Raw genomic sequence first — 16,388 nt, 5'->3', positions numbered from 1 at the left:
CGTACTGCCCGAGGCTGGCGGCATGGGAACGGGCTTCGGCGGCGAGGTGGCCACGTACTACGCGAGGCACCGGCGCGGCTATCCGTCGGAGGTGCTCGACGCCGTGGTCAGCGCCTTCGCTCTCGGCGCCGGCGACACGGTGCTCGACCTCGGCTGCGGCACGGGCCAGTTGAGCCTGCCGCTCGCCGCCCGCGTGGGTGCGGTCGTCGGCGTGGACCCGGAGCCGGACATGCTGGCGTTGGCCCGGCGGGCCGCCCGCGACGCGGGGGTGACCAACGCCGCGTGGCTGCTCGGCGCCGACAGCGACCTGCCCACGCTGGACCGGCTGCTGGGCGGGCGGTCGATCGGTGCGCTGACCGTCGCCGTGGCGATCCACTTCATGGACCGCGAGACGCTGTTCCGGGCCGCCCGGCCGCTGCTGCGCCCCGGAGGCGGGGTCGCCGTCGTCACCAACGGCGCGCCGCTGTGGCTACAGGACGCCGACTGGTCCCGCGCTCTGCGCGGCTGCCTGGAAGAGCTGCTCGGGCAGCCCGTCACCGGAACGTGCCAGACCGACGACGCCGGCCGCCGGCGCAACCGGGACGCCCTCGCCGCTGCCGGTTACCGGGTGACGGAGTCGTCGGTGGCGTACGCCGCGCCGCTCACCGTGCACGACATGGTCGGCGGCGTCTTCTCGGCGATGTCTCCCGACCTGCTGCCCGCCCCCGAACGCCGGGCGGCGTTCGCCGCCGAGGTCCGCGCCGCCCTCGGCGGGCGGGAACCGGTCACCGAGCGGGTCCGTGTCTCGCTCCAGTTCGGACTGCCGGACTGAGGCAGCGCCCGCGCGGGCCGGATCGTGGCCGGCCGGCGGGGCGCCCGGGGCCGGTGAGCAGCCTTCTCGGCACGGCCGCCGGCGCACGCCGGAGGGCCCCCGCCGACGTGGCGGAGGCCCTTCGGGTCGAGCGTTTCGGCGGTGCCGGTCAGCACCAGCCGTTGACCGCTCCGTTCACCCCGGTCCACAGGTAGGCGTCGGAGACCCAACTGCCGTCGCTCAGCCGGTTCCACAGCGCGGTGGCGCCGTACCGCCCGGTGTGGGTGGTGCCGTTGGCCGAGCAGGAGATGGTGACGGTGGCGCCGTCGCCCACCGAGCCCAGCACGGCGTACCCGGTGCCGGGGCCGGACCGCCTGCTCAGCGTGCCCCCGCCGTTGGCGTCGACCACCGCCTGGTTGAAGCCCAGCGCGCCGTAGTTGTAGACCCCGCCGCCGACGCCGACCCAGGCCGAGCCGTGCCGCGCACCGCCCTGGTAGGCGGCGGCGCCGTTGCCGATCACCCACTTGCCGATGCCGTGTTCGGCGATGGAGACGTAGGCGCTGTTCTGCCGCAGCCCGAAGTGGACGTGCCGGCCGGACGCCGAGCCGCCGCAGGTGACGTCGGTGCCCGTGTAGCCCAGGTAGGTGCCCTGGCTGACGGCCGTGCCGTTGGCCGAGATGTTGCTCCACAGGTGGTAGTAGTCGGTGGAGTAGCCACGGTCGTGGATCACCCGGACCCACCCCTGGCACATCGTGTACGCGGTGCCGGCCCGCGCCGCCCGGACCACCTGGTCGCCGCCGGCGAGGTCGATCGAGCTCCACGGCGCCCCGCCGCCCCAGCCGTGCGGGCCGCCGGTCAGCGTCCACGTCTGGCCGACCGCGAACGGCAGGGCCATCCCGGTCCGGTAGTCGCCGCCGGCGTACATCGGCGTCACGGTGTTGCCGAAGACCGCCTTCTCCTGCTTGGTCACCAGGGGCGACTCGGCGGCCAGCGCACCGAACCCGGCCTCGCCGTCGAAGCTCACCCGCCAGGTGCCGGCCTCGGCCCGGGCGACGAAGACCGCGCCGGTCGGGTGGACGTCCTTCTCGTGGGTGCTGACGGTGACGGCGGTGCCGAAGGCCCACCGGCCGTCCTTGCGGGTGACGGTGACCCGGGTGTCGGACTCGTCGGCGTGCTCCACCGCCCCGTCGGCGTGCTCCGTCGCCATGGCCCGGGCCTGTCCGAGCAGCTTGGCGGTCACGGCGTCCTCGACGCTCACCGGGACCGGGTCCGCCGTGGGCGCGGCGGCGTGCGCGGCCGTGCCCGCGACCAGGAGTTCCGTCGCCAGCAGAGCCGTCGCGATGCCGAACCATCGCCTGGTGTGCACCATGGACGACCTCCTTCTATCCAGGGACATCGTTGAATGGTGCTGACGATAGGGAACTCGAAGAAGGTTGTCTACATGTTGACACACCGGTAATGAAGATATGTTTCGATCCGCCGTCCGTCGCGTGTGGACGCGGATCGGCGGCAGCGGGCATGAGCAGCATCGATGGCCTGCCCGACCGGTGGGAGCGTTCCCTTGACGGGAGGAGGAGGCAATCCAACAATCAGGCCAGCGTTCCGCGTCGGGCTGGGCGCTGACATGCGGAAATACGGTGTCACATGCTGGGTGCCTTCGGACTGGACGAGTGCGAGGAGCGGCTCTACCTGGGTTTGATCTCCGGTGGGCCGGCGACCGTCGGCGAGCTGGCGGGCCGGTTGGCGGTCGCCCCCGACGACGCCGACCGGGCGGCCAAGGCCTTGGAGCGGCACGGTCTGGTGCACGCGGTGGGCGGCCGGATCGACGCGACGCCACCGGAACTCGCCGTCGACTCGCTGATGATCCAGCGGATGCGTGAGCTGCAGGAGGCCCGCGTCGAGTTGCGGGAGTGGTTGGACCGTCAGCGGTCGGCGCAGCCGGAGCACCAGGGCGTCCAACTCGTCGTCGGCGCCGCCGCGATCACGCAGGTGTTCGACCAGTTCCTGCGGGGCGCGCAGGAGGAGGTGCTGGGTTTCGAACGCCCGCCGTACACGGCGGCGTCGCAGGACAACCCGACCGAGCTGGAACTGCTCGCGCGGGGTGTGCGCTTCCAGGTGGTGTACGACCGTCGGGCGCTGGAACGCCCGGACGCGGCCGGCAGCATCGGGCGGCTCGTGGCCGGTGGCGAGCAGGCGCGGATGGCACTGAACGTGCCGGCCAAGCTGGCGGTGGCGGATCGCCGCGTCGCGTTGTTGTCGTTCCCGCGCGCCGACGACGCGGTGGACCCGTGGGCGCTGATGGTGCGCGGCGAGGCGTGGGTGCAGGTGCTGGTGGCGCTGTTCACCGAGGTCTGGGAACGGGCCACGCCCCTGCGGCTGGCGCCGGCGGGCGACGCGATCGCGGACCTCGACCGCTGGGCGATGCCGACGCCCACCGACCGCCGCCTGCTGTCCCTGCAGATGAGCGGCCTGCCGGACAAGGCGGTCGCGACCCAGCTCGGCATGTCGGTGCGTACGGTGCAGCGACGCCTGCGGCAACTGATGGACGCCACCGGCAGCGCCACCCGGATGCAGCTCGGCTGGTTCGTGGCCCGCAACGACTGGCTGTGAGCCGCCCCGCCGCCTGGTTCGGCGGCGGGGCGGCTCGGCCGCGAGCGCCGGGTCGGCTACCCGGCCGGCGTCACCGTGACGGTGACCTTGATCGGTGTGCCCGGCGCGGTGACGCTGTTGCTGACCACGAGCACGGTGGCCACGTGGGTCCCCGGTGCCATGCCGGTGGTGTCGACGGTCAGCGTCAGGGCGCCCTCCCGACCCACCTCGACCACGCCGGTCGGCGTAGCCGTGAGCCACGGCACGTCGCTGTACGCGGGCAGGCTCCCGTCGACGTGGTAGACCCGCGCCTGGAAGGGCCGCCAGGGCGCCTGCGCCACCAGCCACAGGTCACCGTTGTCGTCGATGTCTAGACCGGCTCCGCTGAGCGCGTTGGGATCCGGATCGGGAATCGAGCCGAGCGTCGCGCAGGTCTCCGGGTCCAGCGCCCAGATCGCCTCGCCGGTGTGGTCGTTGTTGATGCCCCACAACACGTTCTTGCGCTCGTTGTACGCCACGCCGGAGATCCACGGGACCTGCGGGGTGCACTGGCCGAGCACGCTACCCGGCTGGGCGTGCGACAGGCCGGCCAACCGCTGGATCTTGCCGTCCCCGACCAGGAAGAAGACGTCGTCGGCGGCACGGTGGGCCAGCCCGTAGTAGAACTTGCCCTCCCACGGCCCGGTGATCTTCTCCTTGACCTCCAGCGTGTCCGGGTCGAAGCAGACGATCGGCAGTTCGCCGACGATGGACATGCTGGGCCCGCACATCAGGTCCCGGGACGCGACGTACGCCAGGTCGGACGGGTAGCCGTTCATCCCGACGACGCCCTTGCCCCGGGTCCTGCCGTCGGTGCCGAACCGCTGCACCTGACCCCAGAAGAACGAGTCGGTGACGATCAGCTCGCCGTCGCGGTGGCCCACGCCGTACGCGTTGTAGAGGTCGGGCAACCCGAACGAGGTGAGCACCTGACCCGGCACGCTGGCCGGGGCGGTGGCCGAGTCGATCTCGCGGCTGTCCCAGGTGCCGGTGGACGAACCCCGGTTCACCAGGCTCACCGTGGCGGTCGCGGTCGAGCCCGCCACCGCCCTGACCGACACCTCACGAGCGGCGGTCAGCAACGGGGTGCGCAGCTTCACGTCGTGCCGCAGTAAAGCGGTCTCCGGCACCGTCACCTGCTGGGCCGTGGCGTCGTAGCGGCCCTTGGCCGGGGTCGCCGTCGCCGGCCCGGCGGCCACCTCGGCGGAGTAGAAGCCCGCCGCGTCGGTGCTCGTGACGACCGGGTTCCCGTCGGCCGGTGCGAACGCGACGGTCGCCCCGGCCACCGGCTTGCCGTCGTTGGCGTCCCGGACGGTGCCCCGGACCAGGCCCCTGCCCGGCACCCGGAAGGTGACGGCGACATCCGTGTCGAGCACGGCCTCGTTCAGGGAGTACGTCAGGGCCGCGTCGCCCGGCCCGTCCTCGATGCCGACCGTGGCCGACCCGCCCGGCGCGGCACCGAGCCGGTCGTACGCCACGGTGAGCTGGCCGTTCTCGCCGAGGGTGAGCTGGAAGCTCACCCGGGTTCCCGGCGCGGCCTTGACCGCGGCGTCGACCCAGCTGATCGTGAACCGCCGGTTCGCGCCGCTGCCGGTGACCCGGGTCGAGACGCGGGACCTGTGGTCGAGCACGAGGTCGTCCCAGTGGGCGTAGACCGCCGGGGCGGGCACCGTCGGCGCGGGCAGCGCCGTGTTGTCCCCGTCGCCGGCGTCGCCGAACGCGACGTAGCCGTTGCTGTGCACGGTGACGCCGGTGTAGGTCCTGCCGTAGAAGGTCATCGGGAACGGCAGCGCGACCCTCCGCTCGGCCTCGTCGCCGCTCAGCGCGAGCCGGGCGCCGCCGTTCACCCACCGGGCCGGGGTGATGCCGGCGGCATATCCGTGCCGGTCCGACTTCGCGGCCAACGCGACGTCGAGCGCCTCGGGGCCGTCGACGGTGACCGGGACCGTACGGTCCGCCAGCCACGTCCCGCGCGAGACCGAGACCTGGTAGTCGGCCTCGGGCCACATGCCGGAGAACGTGCCGTCGGCGCCGGTGACGAACGGGGGGAACTCCAGGCCGAGCAGCCCCACCGTGGCGGCGGCGACCGGCTTGCCGTCCGGGCCGGTGACCCGGCCACTGACCGGGTGCCACGGCGCGACCTCGGACACGTCGACCGCGGCGCTGGCCGTGCCGTCGGCCGGGACGGTGATCGTCCGGCGTTGGGTGCGCTGCCCGAAGGCGCTGACCGTCAGGGCGTACTCCCCCGCCGGCACCCGGCCGAGCTGGATCGCGCCGGAGGCGTCGGTGCGCCCGCCGCGACTGATCGTGGTGGAGGTCAGGCCGACCGTGGCGCCGGGCAGCGGCCCGCCCGACCGGGTCGCGGTCACCGCGACCCCGCCGAGCGCTCCGGCCGGGGCCTTGCTGACCAGGTCGTACGCGTCGAGCGTGCCCTCGCCGTAGATGTTGTTGTCGGTGCCGGTGCCGCCGCACGACGTGTCGTCCACGTCGTGCGCGGTGCGGTCGAGCAGCTCACGGGTGGTGGCGACGTCGCGCCGCAGGTTCGGCACCGCCGACCACAGCAGCGCGATCGCGCCGGTGACGTGCGGGGCCGCCATCGACGTGCCGCTGGCGGCGCCGTACTCCCCGCCGGGCGTGCTGGACACCACGTCCACCCCCGGCGCGGCGATGTCCGGCCGGGTCGCGCCGTCGCGGGCGGCACCGCGGCTGGAGAAGTCGCCGGCCACCCGGTCACGGTCGACCGCGCCGACGGCGTACGCCAGCGGGCTGGTGCTCGGGTAACCGGCGCTGTTGCAGCCCTGCTCGCCCTCGTTGCCGACCGAGAAGACCGGGAACATGCCGGCCGCCAGCCAGGTCGACAGGATCTCCTCGTAGAAGTGGTAGCCGTCGTCGACCCCGCCCCAGGAGTTGTTGACGATGTCGGGCGAGAGGTCCGGGCGGGGGTTCTGGCCGTTGCGGTCGGTCGGCGCGACCATCCACTGGCCGGCGGCCAGCAGGGCCGTCTCGGAGCAGCTGCGGCCCTCGCAGCCCTTGGCGGCGATCCACCTGGCCCCCGGCGCGACACCGATGGGCTTGCCCGCGCCGTCGTCACCGAGCACGGTGCCGGTGGTGTGCGTGCCGTGGCCGTGGTTGTCGCACGGCACTCCGCCCGCGCCACAGATGCCGGTCGGGTCGTACCAGTTGTGGTCGTGGCTGAAGCTGCCGTCACCGTTGTTGCCCCGGTACTGGCGGACCAGCGCCGGGTGGTCGTGGTCCACACCGGAGTCGATGCTGCCGATGACGACGCCCTGGCCGGTCACGCCGTACTCGTCCCACACCTTGCCGGCGCCGACGGCCGTCAGGTTCCAGGGCAGCTCGGTCGCTGTGGCGGGCACGCCGGCGGAGGTGACCGGGTCCTCCAGCACGGCCCGCGCGACCGGCATGACGCTGGCGACGTCGGCGCGCCCGGCGAGCTCCGTCGCCAGGGCGAGGTCGCCGGTCACCGCGATCACGTTGGCGATCCAGTACGGCGTGTGGCTGACCTTCCGGTCGGCCAGCAGGGATCGCACGCCCCGCTGGCTCTGCTCGGCGTGCGCGACCTTCGCCTGGTAGACGCGCGTGGTCCGGGCGGCTCTGCCGGACCTGCGCTGCGTCCGGTCCAACTCGGCCCGGTCCAACTTCGCCTCACCGGTGAGCTTCACCATGAAGGGCGTCTCGCCGCCGGCCGCGAGCACCCGCCGCAGGCTCCCGTCGAGCTTCGTTGACGTGGCGACCGGCTCGGCCGGCGGCGGCGCGGCGCTGGCCTGGACCGGCAGCATCGGCAGCGTGCAGAGCACCGCTGCCGCCGCGGCGAGCCGGCGGCGCCGACCGCCTCTCCTCGTTGACATCGAGCTTTTCCTCCTCCGGGCCGCCACCCACGGGGCGGGGGGCGGGCCTGCCGAGATTCTCGGGCGGCCTGCCCGGACGGCGGGAGATGGCGACGTTGGCGGAGGGCGTACTTGACGGGTCTCCGCCACCTTTGTGAACGGCGGTGACGCGTTCCGAGGGCCGGCGACGACTCGTTGTCACACGCCGGCAACACGGGGTCGGCCGTCCTGGGGCCGGGCACGGCGGTCGCGCGGGCCGGACCGTTCCGAGCGCCGCACCGGCCCCGCCGCCGCACGTGTCGGGGCGCGGCGGGTGGGCACCGGCCACGGTGGAGGTTCGCGGGCACGCCGCAGGGCGACGCGCGATCACGCAGGGTGAAGGGGTCGGCTGACCGCAACGGTCGGACACGCCGTTCGGTCGTAGGCTAATACGTATTAGCGGCTCTCATTCCCGCATGTTGCTCGACTCGGGCGGCCTTGTCAAGAGGTCGGCCCGCATCCCCCGAAGTGGCGCCGTGCCGGCTGCGGCGAGGGCCGGCCACCGGCGGGTCCGGGATCGCCCGCCCGGGGCTAATCCGCATTAGTCCAGGGAGTTCATCTCGACGAAATCTTGGCGACCACCCCTTGACACAAGCCGGGTCGGACCGCCAGGCTCCCTCCCGACGCCGAGCGCTAATACGCATTAGCCGCACCGGAAGGAGCTCGCCGTGCCCGCCACCCCCAGACGCGTCACCCAGCGTGACATCGCACGGCTCGCCGGCGTGAGTCAGGCGACCGTGTCGGTGGTGCTGAACAACCGGGCCGACGCCGACGTACGCATCGCACCCGAGACACGCGACCGGGTGTTGCGGGCCATCGCCGAGACCGGCTACGCCGCCGACCCCGTGGCCCGCCGGCTCGCCTCCCGGTTCAACCGGATCATCGGCGTCTTCACCTACGAGCCCGCCTTCCCCAGCGGCAGCCGCGACTTCTTCCACCCCTTCCTGCTCGGCATCGAGGAGTACGCGGAGCGGGCCGGCTGCGACCTGCTGCTGTTCACCAGCGCCCCGGTCATCGACGGCCGGCGACGGATCTTCCACCAGGACAACCGGCTCCGCCTGGCCGACGGGTGCATCCTGCTCGGCCAGGAGATCGACGGCTCGGAGTTGCACCGGCTCAACCGCGACGGTTTCCCGTACGTCGCCGTCGGTCGCCGCGACGACGCCGGCGGCCCGGTGCCGTACGTCGGCGCCGACTACGCCGCGGCGGTGCGCGAGCTGGTCCACCTGGCCCTCGCCCGCGGCCACCGGCGCCTGGCCTACCTGCGCACCGACATCACCGCGGAGTCCTCGGCGGACCGGCGGCGCGGGTTCGCCGAGGCCGCGACGGCGGCGGAGAACGCCCGCCACCTGAGCACGGTCGACCGGGACGCCGAGACGATCCTCGACGACCTGCTGGCCGACGGCACCACCGTCGCCTTCGTGGAGGACTTCGCCTTCGCCGTGGCGCTGGAGCTGGCCACCCGCCGACGCGGGCTGACCGTGCCCGGCGACCTGTCGATCCTGACCCTCGGCGACCCGACGGTCCCGGTCCCCACCGACCTCGCGTTCACCGGGTTCCTGATTCCCCGCGAGGAGATGGGCCGGCAGTCCGTCGAGGTGCTGACCGGCGTCATCGACGGCAGCGCCGACGGCGTGCAGCAGCGGCTGCTCCCCTGCGAACTCGTCGAGGGCGACACCCTCGGCGCCCCCTGATCGGCGGTCGGCCGCGACTTCGCGGTGACCGTGCAACCGGAAGGAAGCAAGTGGTACAGATGCGTGCGGACGTCCTCGTCGTCGGGGGCGGGCTGGGCGGGGTGGCGGCGGCACTCGCCGCGGCCCGCGCCGGCCGGTCGGTCATCCTGACCGAGGAGTTCGACTGGCTCGGCGGGCAGCTCACCAGCCAGGCCGTCCCGCCGGACGAGCACTCCTGGATCGAACAGTTCGGCGCCACCGCGAGCTACCGGGCCCTGCGCACCGGGATCCGCGACTACTACCGCCGGCACTACCCGCTGACCGAGCGGTCCCGGGGCTGGACGGACCTCAACCCGGGAGCCGGCTGGGTCAGCCGGCTCTGTCACGAGCCCCGGGTGGCCGTCGCCGTCATCGAGGAGATGCTCGCGCCGTACCGGGGATCCGGCCGGCTGACCGTGCTCCAGCCGTACCGGCCGGTGGCCGCGCAGACCGACGGGGACCGGGTCGTCTCGGTCACCGTGGCACACCGCGACCGCGACGACCGGATCGACGTCACCGCGCCGTACATCCTCGACGCCACCGAGACCGGTGAGCTGCTGCCGCTGTCCGGCACCGAGTACGTCACCGGCTTCGAGTCGCAGGCCGACACCGGCGAGCCCAGCGCGCCGGCCGAGGCGCAGCCGATGAACATGCAGGCCGTCTCCGTCTGCTTCGCCCTCGACCACGTCGACGGCGACCACACCATCGACCGCCCGGCGGGATACGACTTCTGGCGCGACTACAAGCCCGACTTCTGGGGTGACCGGCTGCTGTCCTGGCGGTCGCCGCACCCGCGCACCCTGGAGATCGTCGAGCGCAGCTTCACCCCCAACCCGGACGACGACCCGCTGGCCGTCAACGCCGACCAGCGGCTCAACCCCGGCGACGGCAACCTCTGGACGTTCCGGCGCATCGCCGCCCGGCGCAACTTCACCGACGGCGCGTACGACAGCGACATCACGCTGGTGAACTGGCCGATGATCGACTACTTCGAGGGCCCCGTCATCGACGTGCCCAACGCGTCCTGGCACCTGGCCAAGGCCCGGGAGCTGTCGTACGCGGTGCTCTACTGGCTCCAGACCGAGGCGCCCCGGCCGGACGGCGGCACCGGCTTCCCCGGCCTGCGGCTGCGCGGCGACGTGACCGGCAGCCGGGACGGCCTGGCGCAGGCGCCCTACATCCGGGAGTCGCGCCGCATCCGGGCCGAGTACACGGTGGTCGAGCAGGACCTCTCCCTGGCCGTCCGTGGCGACCACGGAGCGGTCAACTACCCGGACTCGGTCGGCGTGGGGATGTACCGCATCGACCTGCACCCGTCCACCGGCGGCGACAACTACATCGACGTCGGCTCGTGCCCCTTCGAGATTCCCCTGGGCGCGCTGATCCCGCAGCGGATGGAGAACCTGCTGCCGGCCGGCAAGAACATCGGCACCACGCACGTCACCAACGGCAGCTACCGGCTGCACCCGGTCGAGTGGAACGTCGGCGAGGTCGCCGGCCTGCTCGCCGACTTCTGTCTGGCGCGGGGCGAGTCCCCGCGCGCGGTCCGCGGCACCCCCCGCCTGCTGGCCGACTTCCAGGACCGCCTTTCGGCCGCTGGCGTGGAGATGCGCTGGCCCCGGATCGCGGGCTACTGAACCACCCCCGGTGAGGAGAGAATCATGAGATTGGGAAAGGGTGTGCGCGGCGTCGCCGTCGCACTGGCCGGTGTTCTCGCGCTGTCCGCCTGTGGCGGCGGTGACGAGGCCGGCGACAAGGGCCCGGCCAACCTGCGGATGACCATCTGGTCGGCCAACGAGGCGCACCTCAAGCTGTTCAACGAGATCGCCGACGAGTACCGCAAGACCCACCCGGACATCGCGTCCATCACGTTCGACCCGCTGCCCTTCGAGAACTACACCACGACGCTGACCACCCAGATCGCCGGCGGGAACGCGCCCGACCTGGCCTGGGTGTTCGAGAACTCGGCCCCCGACTTCGTCTCCTCCGGCGCGCTGCTGCCGCTGGACGAGACGCTCAAGAAGGCCGAGGGCTACCAGTACGACGACATCTCGCCGGCCACGCTCAAGCTCTGGCAGGACGGCGGCAAGCTGTACGCGTACCCCTTCTCCACCTCGCCGTTCGGGGTGTTCGTCAACACCGACATGGTCAAGAAGGCCGGGCAGAAGACGCCGGCCGAGCTGATCGCCGCCGGGCAGTGGAACTGGGACAACGCGCTGGCCGCGGCCGGTGCCACCGCCGCGTCGAGCGGCAAGGCCGGCCTGGTGATCCGCGACTTCGACTACAAGGGCTGGGACAACCTGTCGACGTTCTGGACGGGTTGGGGCGCCCAGGCGTGGAGCGAGGACGGCAAGTCCTGCGGCTTCGCCGCCCCGGAGATGGTCGAGGCGATGACCACCCTGCACAAGGCGATCTTCACCGGGAAGGCGCTGCCCGGCCCCGGCACGACCGCCGACTTCTTCGCCGGTGACGCGGCCATGACGGTCACCCAGATCTCCCGCGCCTCGCTGCTGAAGCCGGACGGCTTCGGCTGGGACCTGGTCCCGCTGCCGGCGGGGCCGAAGGGCAACTACTCGGTGGTCGGCCAGGCCGGCGTCGGGGTGCTGAAGAAGAGCCCGAACGCCGAGGCGGCAGCCGGTTTCCTGGCGTTCCTGACCAACCCCACGAACTCGGCCAAGCTCGCCCAGTTCTTCCCGCCGCCGCGCCAGTCGCAGCTGACGGCGGAGACGCTGGCCAAGACGAACCCGATGCTCAAGCCCGAGCAGTTGCAGAAGGTCGTCATCGACGGCATCACCAACGGCGTGGTCAAGCCCAGTCACGCCGGGCAGGCCGAGCTGAGCCAGCAGGTGCGTGCCGGGCTCGACCCGCTGTGGAAGGCGGACGCCGACGTCGCGGCCGTCCTCGGCGGTGTCTGCGCCAAGATCCAGCCGCTGCTGGCGAAGTAGGGAAGCCGGACCATGTCCCAGACGGACACCAGGGTGGGCGGGGCCGCGGCCCCGCCCACCCGGGCCGGGTCGCGGCCGTACTGGACCAGCCGCCGCCGCGACCAGCTTACCGGTTACCTGTTCATCGCTCCCCAGCTGTTCGGCAGCGCCGTCTTCGTGATCCTGCCGCTGATCCTGGTGGTCTGGTACAGCCTGCACGAGTGGAACGTGCTGGCCGGCACGTTCGAGTTCGTCGGCGCCGAGAACTACTCGGCCCTCGCCGACGACGCCAACCTCGGCTCGGTGCTGCGGGCCACCGGCCTGTTCTCCGTCGGCCTGGTGGTGTTCAACCTCGCGCTGGCGCTGCTGCTGGCCGTCCTGCTCAACCAGAAGCTGCGCGGGACGATCCTGTTCCGCACCCTGTTCTTCTCCCCCGTGGTCGTCTCGCTGGTGGCCTGGACCATCGTGTGGGGGTTCCTGCTTCAGGACAACGGCGGCGTGAACGGCCTGCTCGACACCATCGGCGTGGACGGGCCGAACTGGCTGCGCGGTGAGGGCACCGCCATGCTCTCGGTGATCGTGGTGCAGGTGTTCAAGAACGTCGGCCTCAACATGGTGCTGTTCCTGGCCGCCCTGCAGGGCGTGCCGGCGGAGCTGTACGAGGCCGCCGAGGTCGACGGGGCCAGCCGGATGCGCCAGTTCTGGCGGATCACCGTGCCGCTGATCAGCCCGACGATCCTGCTCACCTCGATCATCACGGTGGTCGGCTCGTTGCAGGTCTTCGCGCAGATCGCGGTGCTCACCCAGGGCGGGCCGGGCACCTCGACCACGGTGCTCGTCTACTACCTCTACCAGCAGGCGTTCCAGTTCCACCACTTCGGCTACGGGGCCACGCTGTCGATCGTGCTGTTCGCCATCGTGCTCGCGCTCACCGTGCTGCAGTGGCAGATGCGTAAGAGGTGGGTCCACCATGAATCGTGATCTGTCGCGCCGGACCAAGCTGCTGCTCTACGGGGTGTTGCTGGTCCTGTCGGTCCCGTTCGTCTTCCCGACCTGGTGGATGGTCACCTCCTCGCTGAAGCCGATCGCCGACATCTTCAGCTTCCCGCCCCAACTGCTGCCGACGAGCCCGAAGCTCGACGCCTACCAGCGGGTGTTCGAGTTGCAGCCGTTCGGCCAGCAGTACCTGAACAGCCTCTACATCGCGCTGGTGGTCACCGTGGGCACGCTGGCCGTGGCCGCGCTGTCCGGGTACGCCTTCGCCCGGATCCGGTTCCGCGGCCAGAACGTGCTGTTCCTGGTGGTGCTCGCGGGCCTGCTCATCCCGAGCGAGGTGACGATCGTCCCGCTGTTCCAGATGTTCTTCAAGCTGGGCCTGGTCGACACCCACTGGCCGCTGATCCTGGTGCCGATCCTCGGCGCGCCGAGCGTCCTGGCGACGTTCATCATGCGGCAGTTCTTCATCAGCCTCCCCACCGAGTTGGAGGAGGCGGCGCGGGTCGACGGGCTGGGCCGCTTCGCGACGTTCTGGAAGATCGCCCTGCCGCTGTCCCGCCCCGCGCTGGGCGCCGTCGCGATCTTCACGTTCCTGCACAGCTGGAACCTCTACCTGGAGCCGATCGTGTTCCTCTCCTCGCCGGAGAAGTTCACCCTGCCCCAGGCGCTCACCCAGTTCGTCGACGCCTACGGCGGCCCGATGTGGAACGTCCAGCTCGCCGCGGCGTCGATGACCGCGCTGCCGGTGCTGGCAGTCTTCGTCATCGCCCAGAAGCAGTTCGTCGAAGGGCTGGCGCACACCGGGCTCAAGGGGTGACGGCGCCGGCCCCGCTGGTGGGCGTCGACATCGGCGGCACCAAGACGGCGGCGGCGCTGGTCGGACCGGACGGCGGGGTGCTCGGGCGGCGCCGGGCGCCCACCCCCGCCGAATCGGGCCCCGCGGCCGTGCTGGACACCGCCGCGCGGCTCGCCCGGGAACTGCTCGACGACGCCGGCACCGGTGGAGTCGGCGTGGGCACCGCCGGCACGGTCGATCCGGCCACCGGCACCATCCGGTACGCCACCGACAGCCTGCCCGGCTGGTCGGGTACCCGGGTCGCCGACGAGTTGGGCGAGCGGCTGGGCCGGCCGGTCCTGGTCACCAACGACGTCAACGCCGCCGCGCTGGGCGAGGCCTGGGTGGGCGCCGGACGGGGCCGGACGCACCTGCTGCTGGTCGCCGCCGGCACCGGCCTCGGCGGCGCCATGGTCCAGTCCGGCCGGCTGGCGACCGGCGCCCGGGGCGCCGCCGGCGAGGTGGGGCACCTGCCGGCGACCGGCGCCGAGCGGCTGCGCTGCGGGTGCGGCCGGCCCGGGCACCTGGAGGGCATCGCCTCGGGCACGGGACTGTCCGCCGCGTACGCGCTGGAGACCGGCCTCCGGATCACCGGGCAGGCCGTGGCCGAACGGGCGGCGACCGGCGAACCGGCCGCCCGACAGGTGGTGGACCGCGCCGCCACCGCCCTCGGCCGGGCCCTCGCGGGCCTGGTCGCGGTGCTCGACCCGCAGGCGGTGTTGGTGGCGGGCGGGGCCGCCGACACCCTGCTGCCGGGCGCCCGCGCCGCCTTCACCGCCGAACTGCCCGCGGCCTGGGCGGACGTGCCCCTGCTCGCCGCGACGCTGGGCGCCGACGCGGTCGTGGTGGGCGCGGCCCGGCTCGCCGGTGTCGCGGGCGGCGCACCGACCGTGGGCGACGACGAGAGGACGAGATGGTGAGTGTGTTCGACGACCTGGCCGGTGGCCTGGTGATCTCCTGCCAGCCGCTGCCCGGTGAGCCCGACGACCCGATGCGCGACCCGTACGTGCAGGCCCGGGTGGCCGCGTCGGTGGCACGGGGTGGCGCGGTGGCCATCCGGGCCAACGGCACCGCCGACGTGGCGGCGATCCGCGCCGCCGTCGACGTACCGGTCATCGGGTTGGACAAGCAGGGCGAGGACGGGGTGTTCATCACCCCGACGGCGACGCACGCGGTCGACGTCGCCGTGGCCGGGGCGCACATCGTCGCCGTGGACGCCACCGACCGACCCCGGCCGGACGGACGGACGTTCGCCGACACGGTCCGCGCGGTCCGGGAACGCACCGACGCGCTGGTCCTCGCCGACGTCGCCACGGCCGAGGAGGGGGTGGCCGCCGTGCGCGACGGCGCGGACGCGGTGGCCACGACGCTGTCCGGCTACACGCCGTCGAGCCCGCCCGGCGACGGCCCCGACCTGCCGCTGGTCGCCCGGCTCGCCGCGCTCCTGTCGGTGCCGGTGATCGCCGAGGGCCGGTACCGGAGCCCGGAACAGATCGACCAGGCCTTCGCGGCCGGCGCCCACGCGGTGGTGCTGGGCAACGCCGTCACCTCACCGCTATGGATCACCCGCCGGCTCGTCGCGGCCACCCGCCGCACGGGCGTGGCGAACGGGGTACGCCGGGGGTAGCCGATTCCCCACGGCGCGCCGGCTCAGGCGGCGGGTCCGGGGCAGCAGAGGGTCAGCGCCCCGGGCACCGCCCGCACCTTGAGCCGGGTGGTCTCGCCACGGGCGCCGCCGTCCAGCTCGTACGTGCGCGGGGCGGCGAGGCGTACCTTCACCTTCCGGCCCCGGGTGATCCGCACGAACGGCGACTCCTCCGAGCGGCCGGCGGCCATCCGGCCGAGGGTGCGCGCCCAGTCGACCGCACCGTTGGCGGTGGACACGCCGATCTCCAGGCAGCCGTCGTCGGGGCGGGCGTCGTCGAAGGCCGGGATGCCGCCGGTGATCGTGCCGACGTTGCCGAAGAGCACGCAGCTCGCCTCGCCGTCGAACCAGTCCGCGCCGTCGACGGTGATCCGGGTCCGCACCAGCTCCCCACGGACGTGCCGCAGCCCCGTCCACATGTACGCGAGGCGGCCGAGCCTGCCCTTGAGCTTCCGGTCGGCCTCCCGGATCAGGTCACCGTCGAAGCCGGCGCCCGCCATCACGGCGAAGTGCTCGCCGTTGATCCTGCCGAGGTCCAGGGTGCGGCGCGGGCCGCGCAGGCCGATCCGGACGGCCTCGGGCAGGTCCTCGGGGATGCCCAGGTTGGCGGCGAAGAGGTTGGCGGTGCCCGCGGGCAGGATGGCCATGGCGGTGCCGGAGCCGGAGAGGGCGTCGGCGCAGCGCTGCACCATGCCGTCGCCACCCCACACGAAGATCAGCTCGGCGCCCTTGCGCAACGCCTTGCGGACCTTCTTCGGCGCCTTGCGGCTCTTCGGCACCTCGTACCAGATCAGCCGCTCGACCCCGGCGGCGGCCAGCTCGGCACGCAGCTCGTCGAGGCCGCCGCCGAGGGTCTTCTTGCGGTGGGCGACGACCGCGACCGTGCCCACCCGGGTGGCGGTCGTCGCGCTGCTCGTGCTCATGGCCGCCGGTGATACCCAGCCCGGGCGGATGCCACGCCCGTGGGCGGGAGA

At 72.9% G+C, this 16,388-nt stretch carries 12 protein-coding genes; 9 read left to right on the top strand and 3 right to left on the bottom strand.

Going from position 1 to position 16,388, the window contains the following annotated elements; translation table 11 throughout:
* Positions 1 to 22: 22 nt before the first annotated feature.
* The gene (locus ABZ809_RS24445) at positions 23 to 811 is read left to right on the top strand and encodes a class I SAM-dependent methyltransferase (RefSeq protein ID WP_357564908.1); all 789 of its coding nucleotides are present in this window, start codon (positions 23 to 25) and stop codon (positions 809 to 811) included.
* 148 nt (positions 812 to 959) lie between these two features.
* Here ABZ809_RS24445 and ABZ809_RS24440 read toward each other — a convergent pair whose 3' ends face one another.
* A complete protein-coding gene (locus tag ABZ809_RS24440) occupies positions 960 to 2,159 on the bottom strand; it encodes a peptidoglycan DD-metalloendopeptidase family protein (RefSeq protein ID WP_357564907.1) in 1,200 nt (399 codons plus the stop codon).
* A gap of 275 nt (positions 2,160 to 2,434) precedes the next feature.
* On the opposite strand from ABZ809_RS24440, the gene ABZ809_RS24435 reads away from it, so the two are divergent.
* Positions 2,435 to 3,400 (top strand): hypothetical protein, encoded by a 966-nt coding sequence (locus ABZ809_RS24435; RefSeq protein WP_357564905.1) that lies wholly within the window; start codon positions 2,435 to 2,437, stop codon positions 3,398 to 3,400.
* Between the two features lie 56 nt (positions 3,401 to 3,456).
* On the opposite strand, the gene ABZ809_RS24430 is transcribed toward ABZ809_RS24435, so the two are convergent.
* The gene (locus ABZ809_RS24430; protein ID WP_357564904.1) at positions 3,457 to 7,284 is read right to left on the bottom strand and encodes a S8 family serine peptidase; all 3,828 of its coding nucleotides are present in this window, start codon (positions 7,282 to 7,284) and stop codon (positions 3,457 to 3,459) included.
* Positions 7,285 to 7,970: 686 nt separating this feature from the next.
* On the opposite strand from ABZ809_RS24430, the gene ABZ809_RS24425 reads away from it, so the two are divergent.
* The 7 genes from ABZ809_RS24425 to ABZ809_RS24395 are packed head-to-tail and all read left to right on the top strand — an operon-like array spanning position 7,971 to position 15,396.
* Entirely contained in the window at positions 7,971 to 8,996 is a 1,026-nt protein-coding gene (locus ABZ809_RS24425) for a LacI family DNA-binding transcriptional regulator (RefSeq protein WP_357564903.1), read from the top strand.
* A gap of 59 nt (positions 8,997 to 9,055) precedes the next feature.
* Complete coding sequence (locus tag ABZ809_RS24420; RefSeq protein ID WP_357564946.1) at positions 9,056 to 10,651, top strand: FAD-dependent oxidoreductase; 1,596 nt, start codon at positions 9,056 to 9,058, stop codon at positions 10,649 to 10,651.
* 24 nt (positions 10,652 to 10,675) lie between these two features.
* A complete protein-coding gene (locus ABZ809_RS24415) occupies positions 10,676 to 11,959 on the top strand; it encodes a sugar ABC transporter substrate-binding protein (RefSeq protein ID WP_357564902.1) in 1,284 nt (427 codons plus the stop codon).
* A gap of 12 nt (positions 11,960 to 11,971) precedes the next feature.
* Positions 11,972 to 12,919 (top strand): sugar ABC transporter permease, encoded by a 948-nt coding sequence (locus ABZ809_RS24410; RefSeq protein ID WP_357564901.1) that lies wholly within the window; start codon positions 11,972 to 11,974, stop codon positions 12,917 to 12,919.
* Positions 12,909 to 13,751, top strand: coding sequence for a carbohydrate ABC transporter permease (locus ABZ809_RS24405; RefSeq protein ID WP_357564900.1), 843 nt, complete (start codon positions 12,909 to 12,911; stop codon positions 13,749 to 13,751). Before ABZ809_RS24410 ends, ABZ809_RS24405 begins: the two co-directional genes overlap by 11 nt.
* Complete coding sequence (locus ABZ809_RS24400) at positions 13,748 to 14,689, top strand: ROK family protein (RefSeq protein ID WP_357564899.1); 942 nt, start codon at positions 13,748 to 13,750, stop codon at positions 14,687 to 14,689. Before ABZ809_RS24405 ends, ABZ809_RS24400 begins: the two co-directional genes overlap by 4 nt.
* Entirely contained in the window at positions 14,683 to 15,396 is a 714-nt protein-coding gene (locus ABZ809_RS24395; protein WP_357564898.1) for an N-acetylmannosamine-6-phosphate 2-epimerase, read from the top strand. Before ABZ809_RS24400 ends, ABZ809_RS24395 begins: the two co-directional genes overlap by 7 nt.
* Positions 15,397 to 15,419: 23 nt before the next feature.
* On the opposite strand, the gene ABZ809_RS24390 is transcribed toward ABZ809_RS24395, so the two are convergent.
* The gene (locus ABZ809_RS24390) at positions 15,420 to 16,337 is read right to left on the bottom strand and encodes a diacylglycerol kinase family protein (protein WP_357564897.1); all 918 of its coding nucleotides are present in this window, start codon (positions 16,335 to 16,337) and stop codon (positions 15,420 to 15,422) included.
* Positions 16,338 to 16,388 lie beyond the last annotated feature (51 nt).

The organism is Micromonospora sp. NPDC047074, from assembly GCF_040643815.1.
Taxonomy (GTDB): Bacteria; Actinomycetota; Actinomycetes; order Mycobacteriales; family Micromonosporaceae; genus Micromonospora.
The sequence above is the reverse complement of the archived record's forward strand: the minus strand, read 5'-3'. Positions and strand labels throughout refer to the sequence as shown.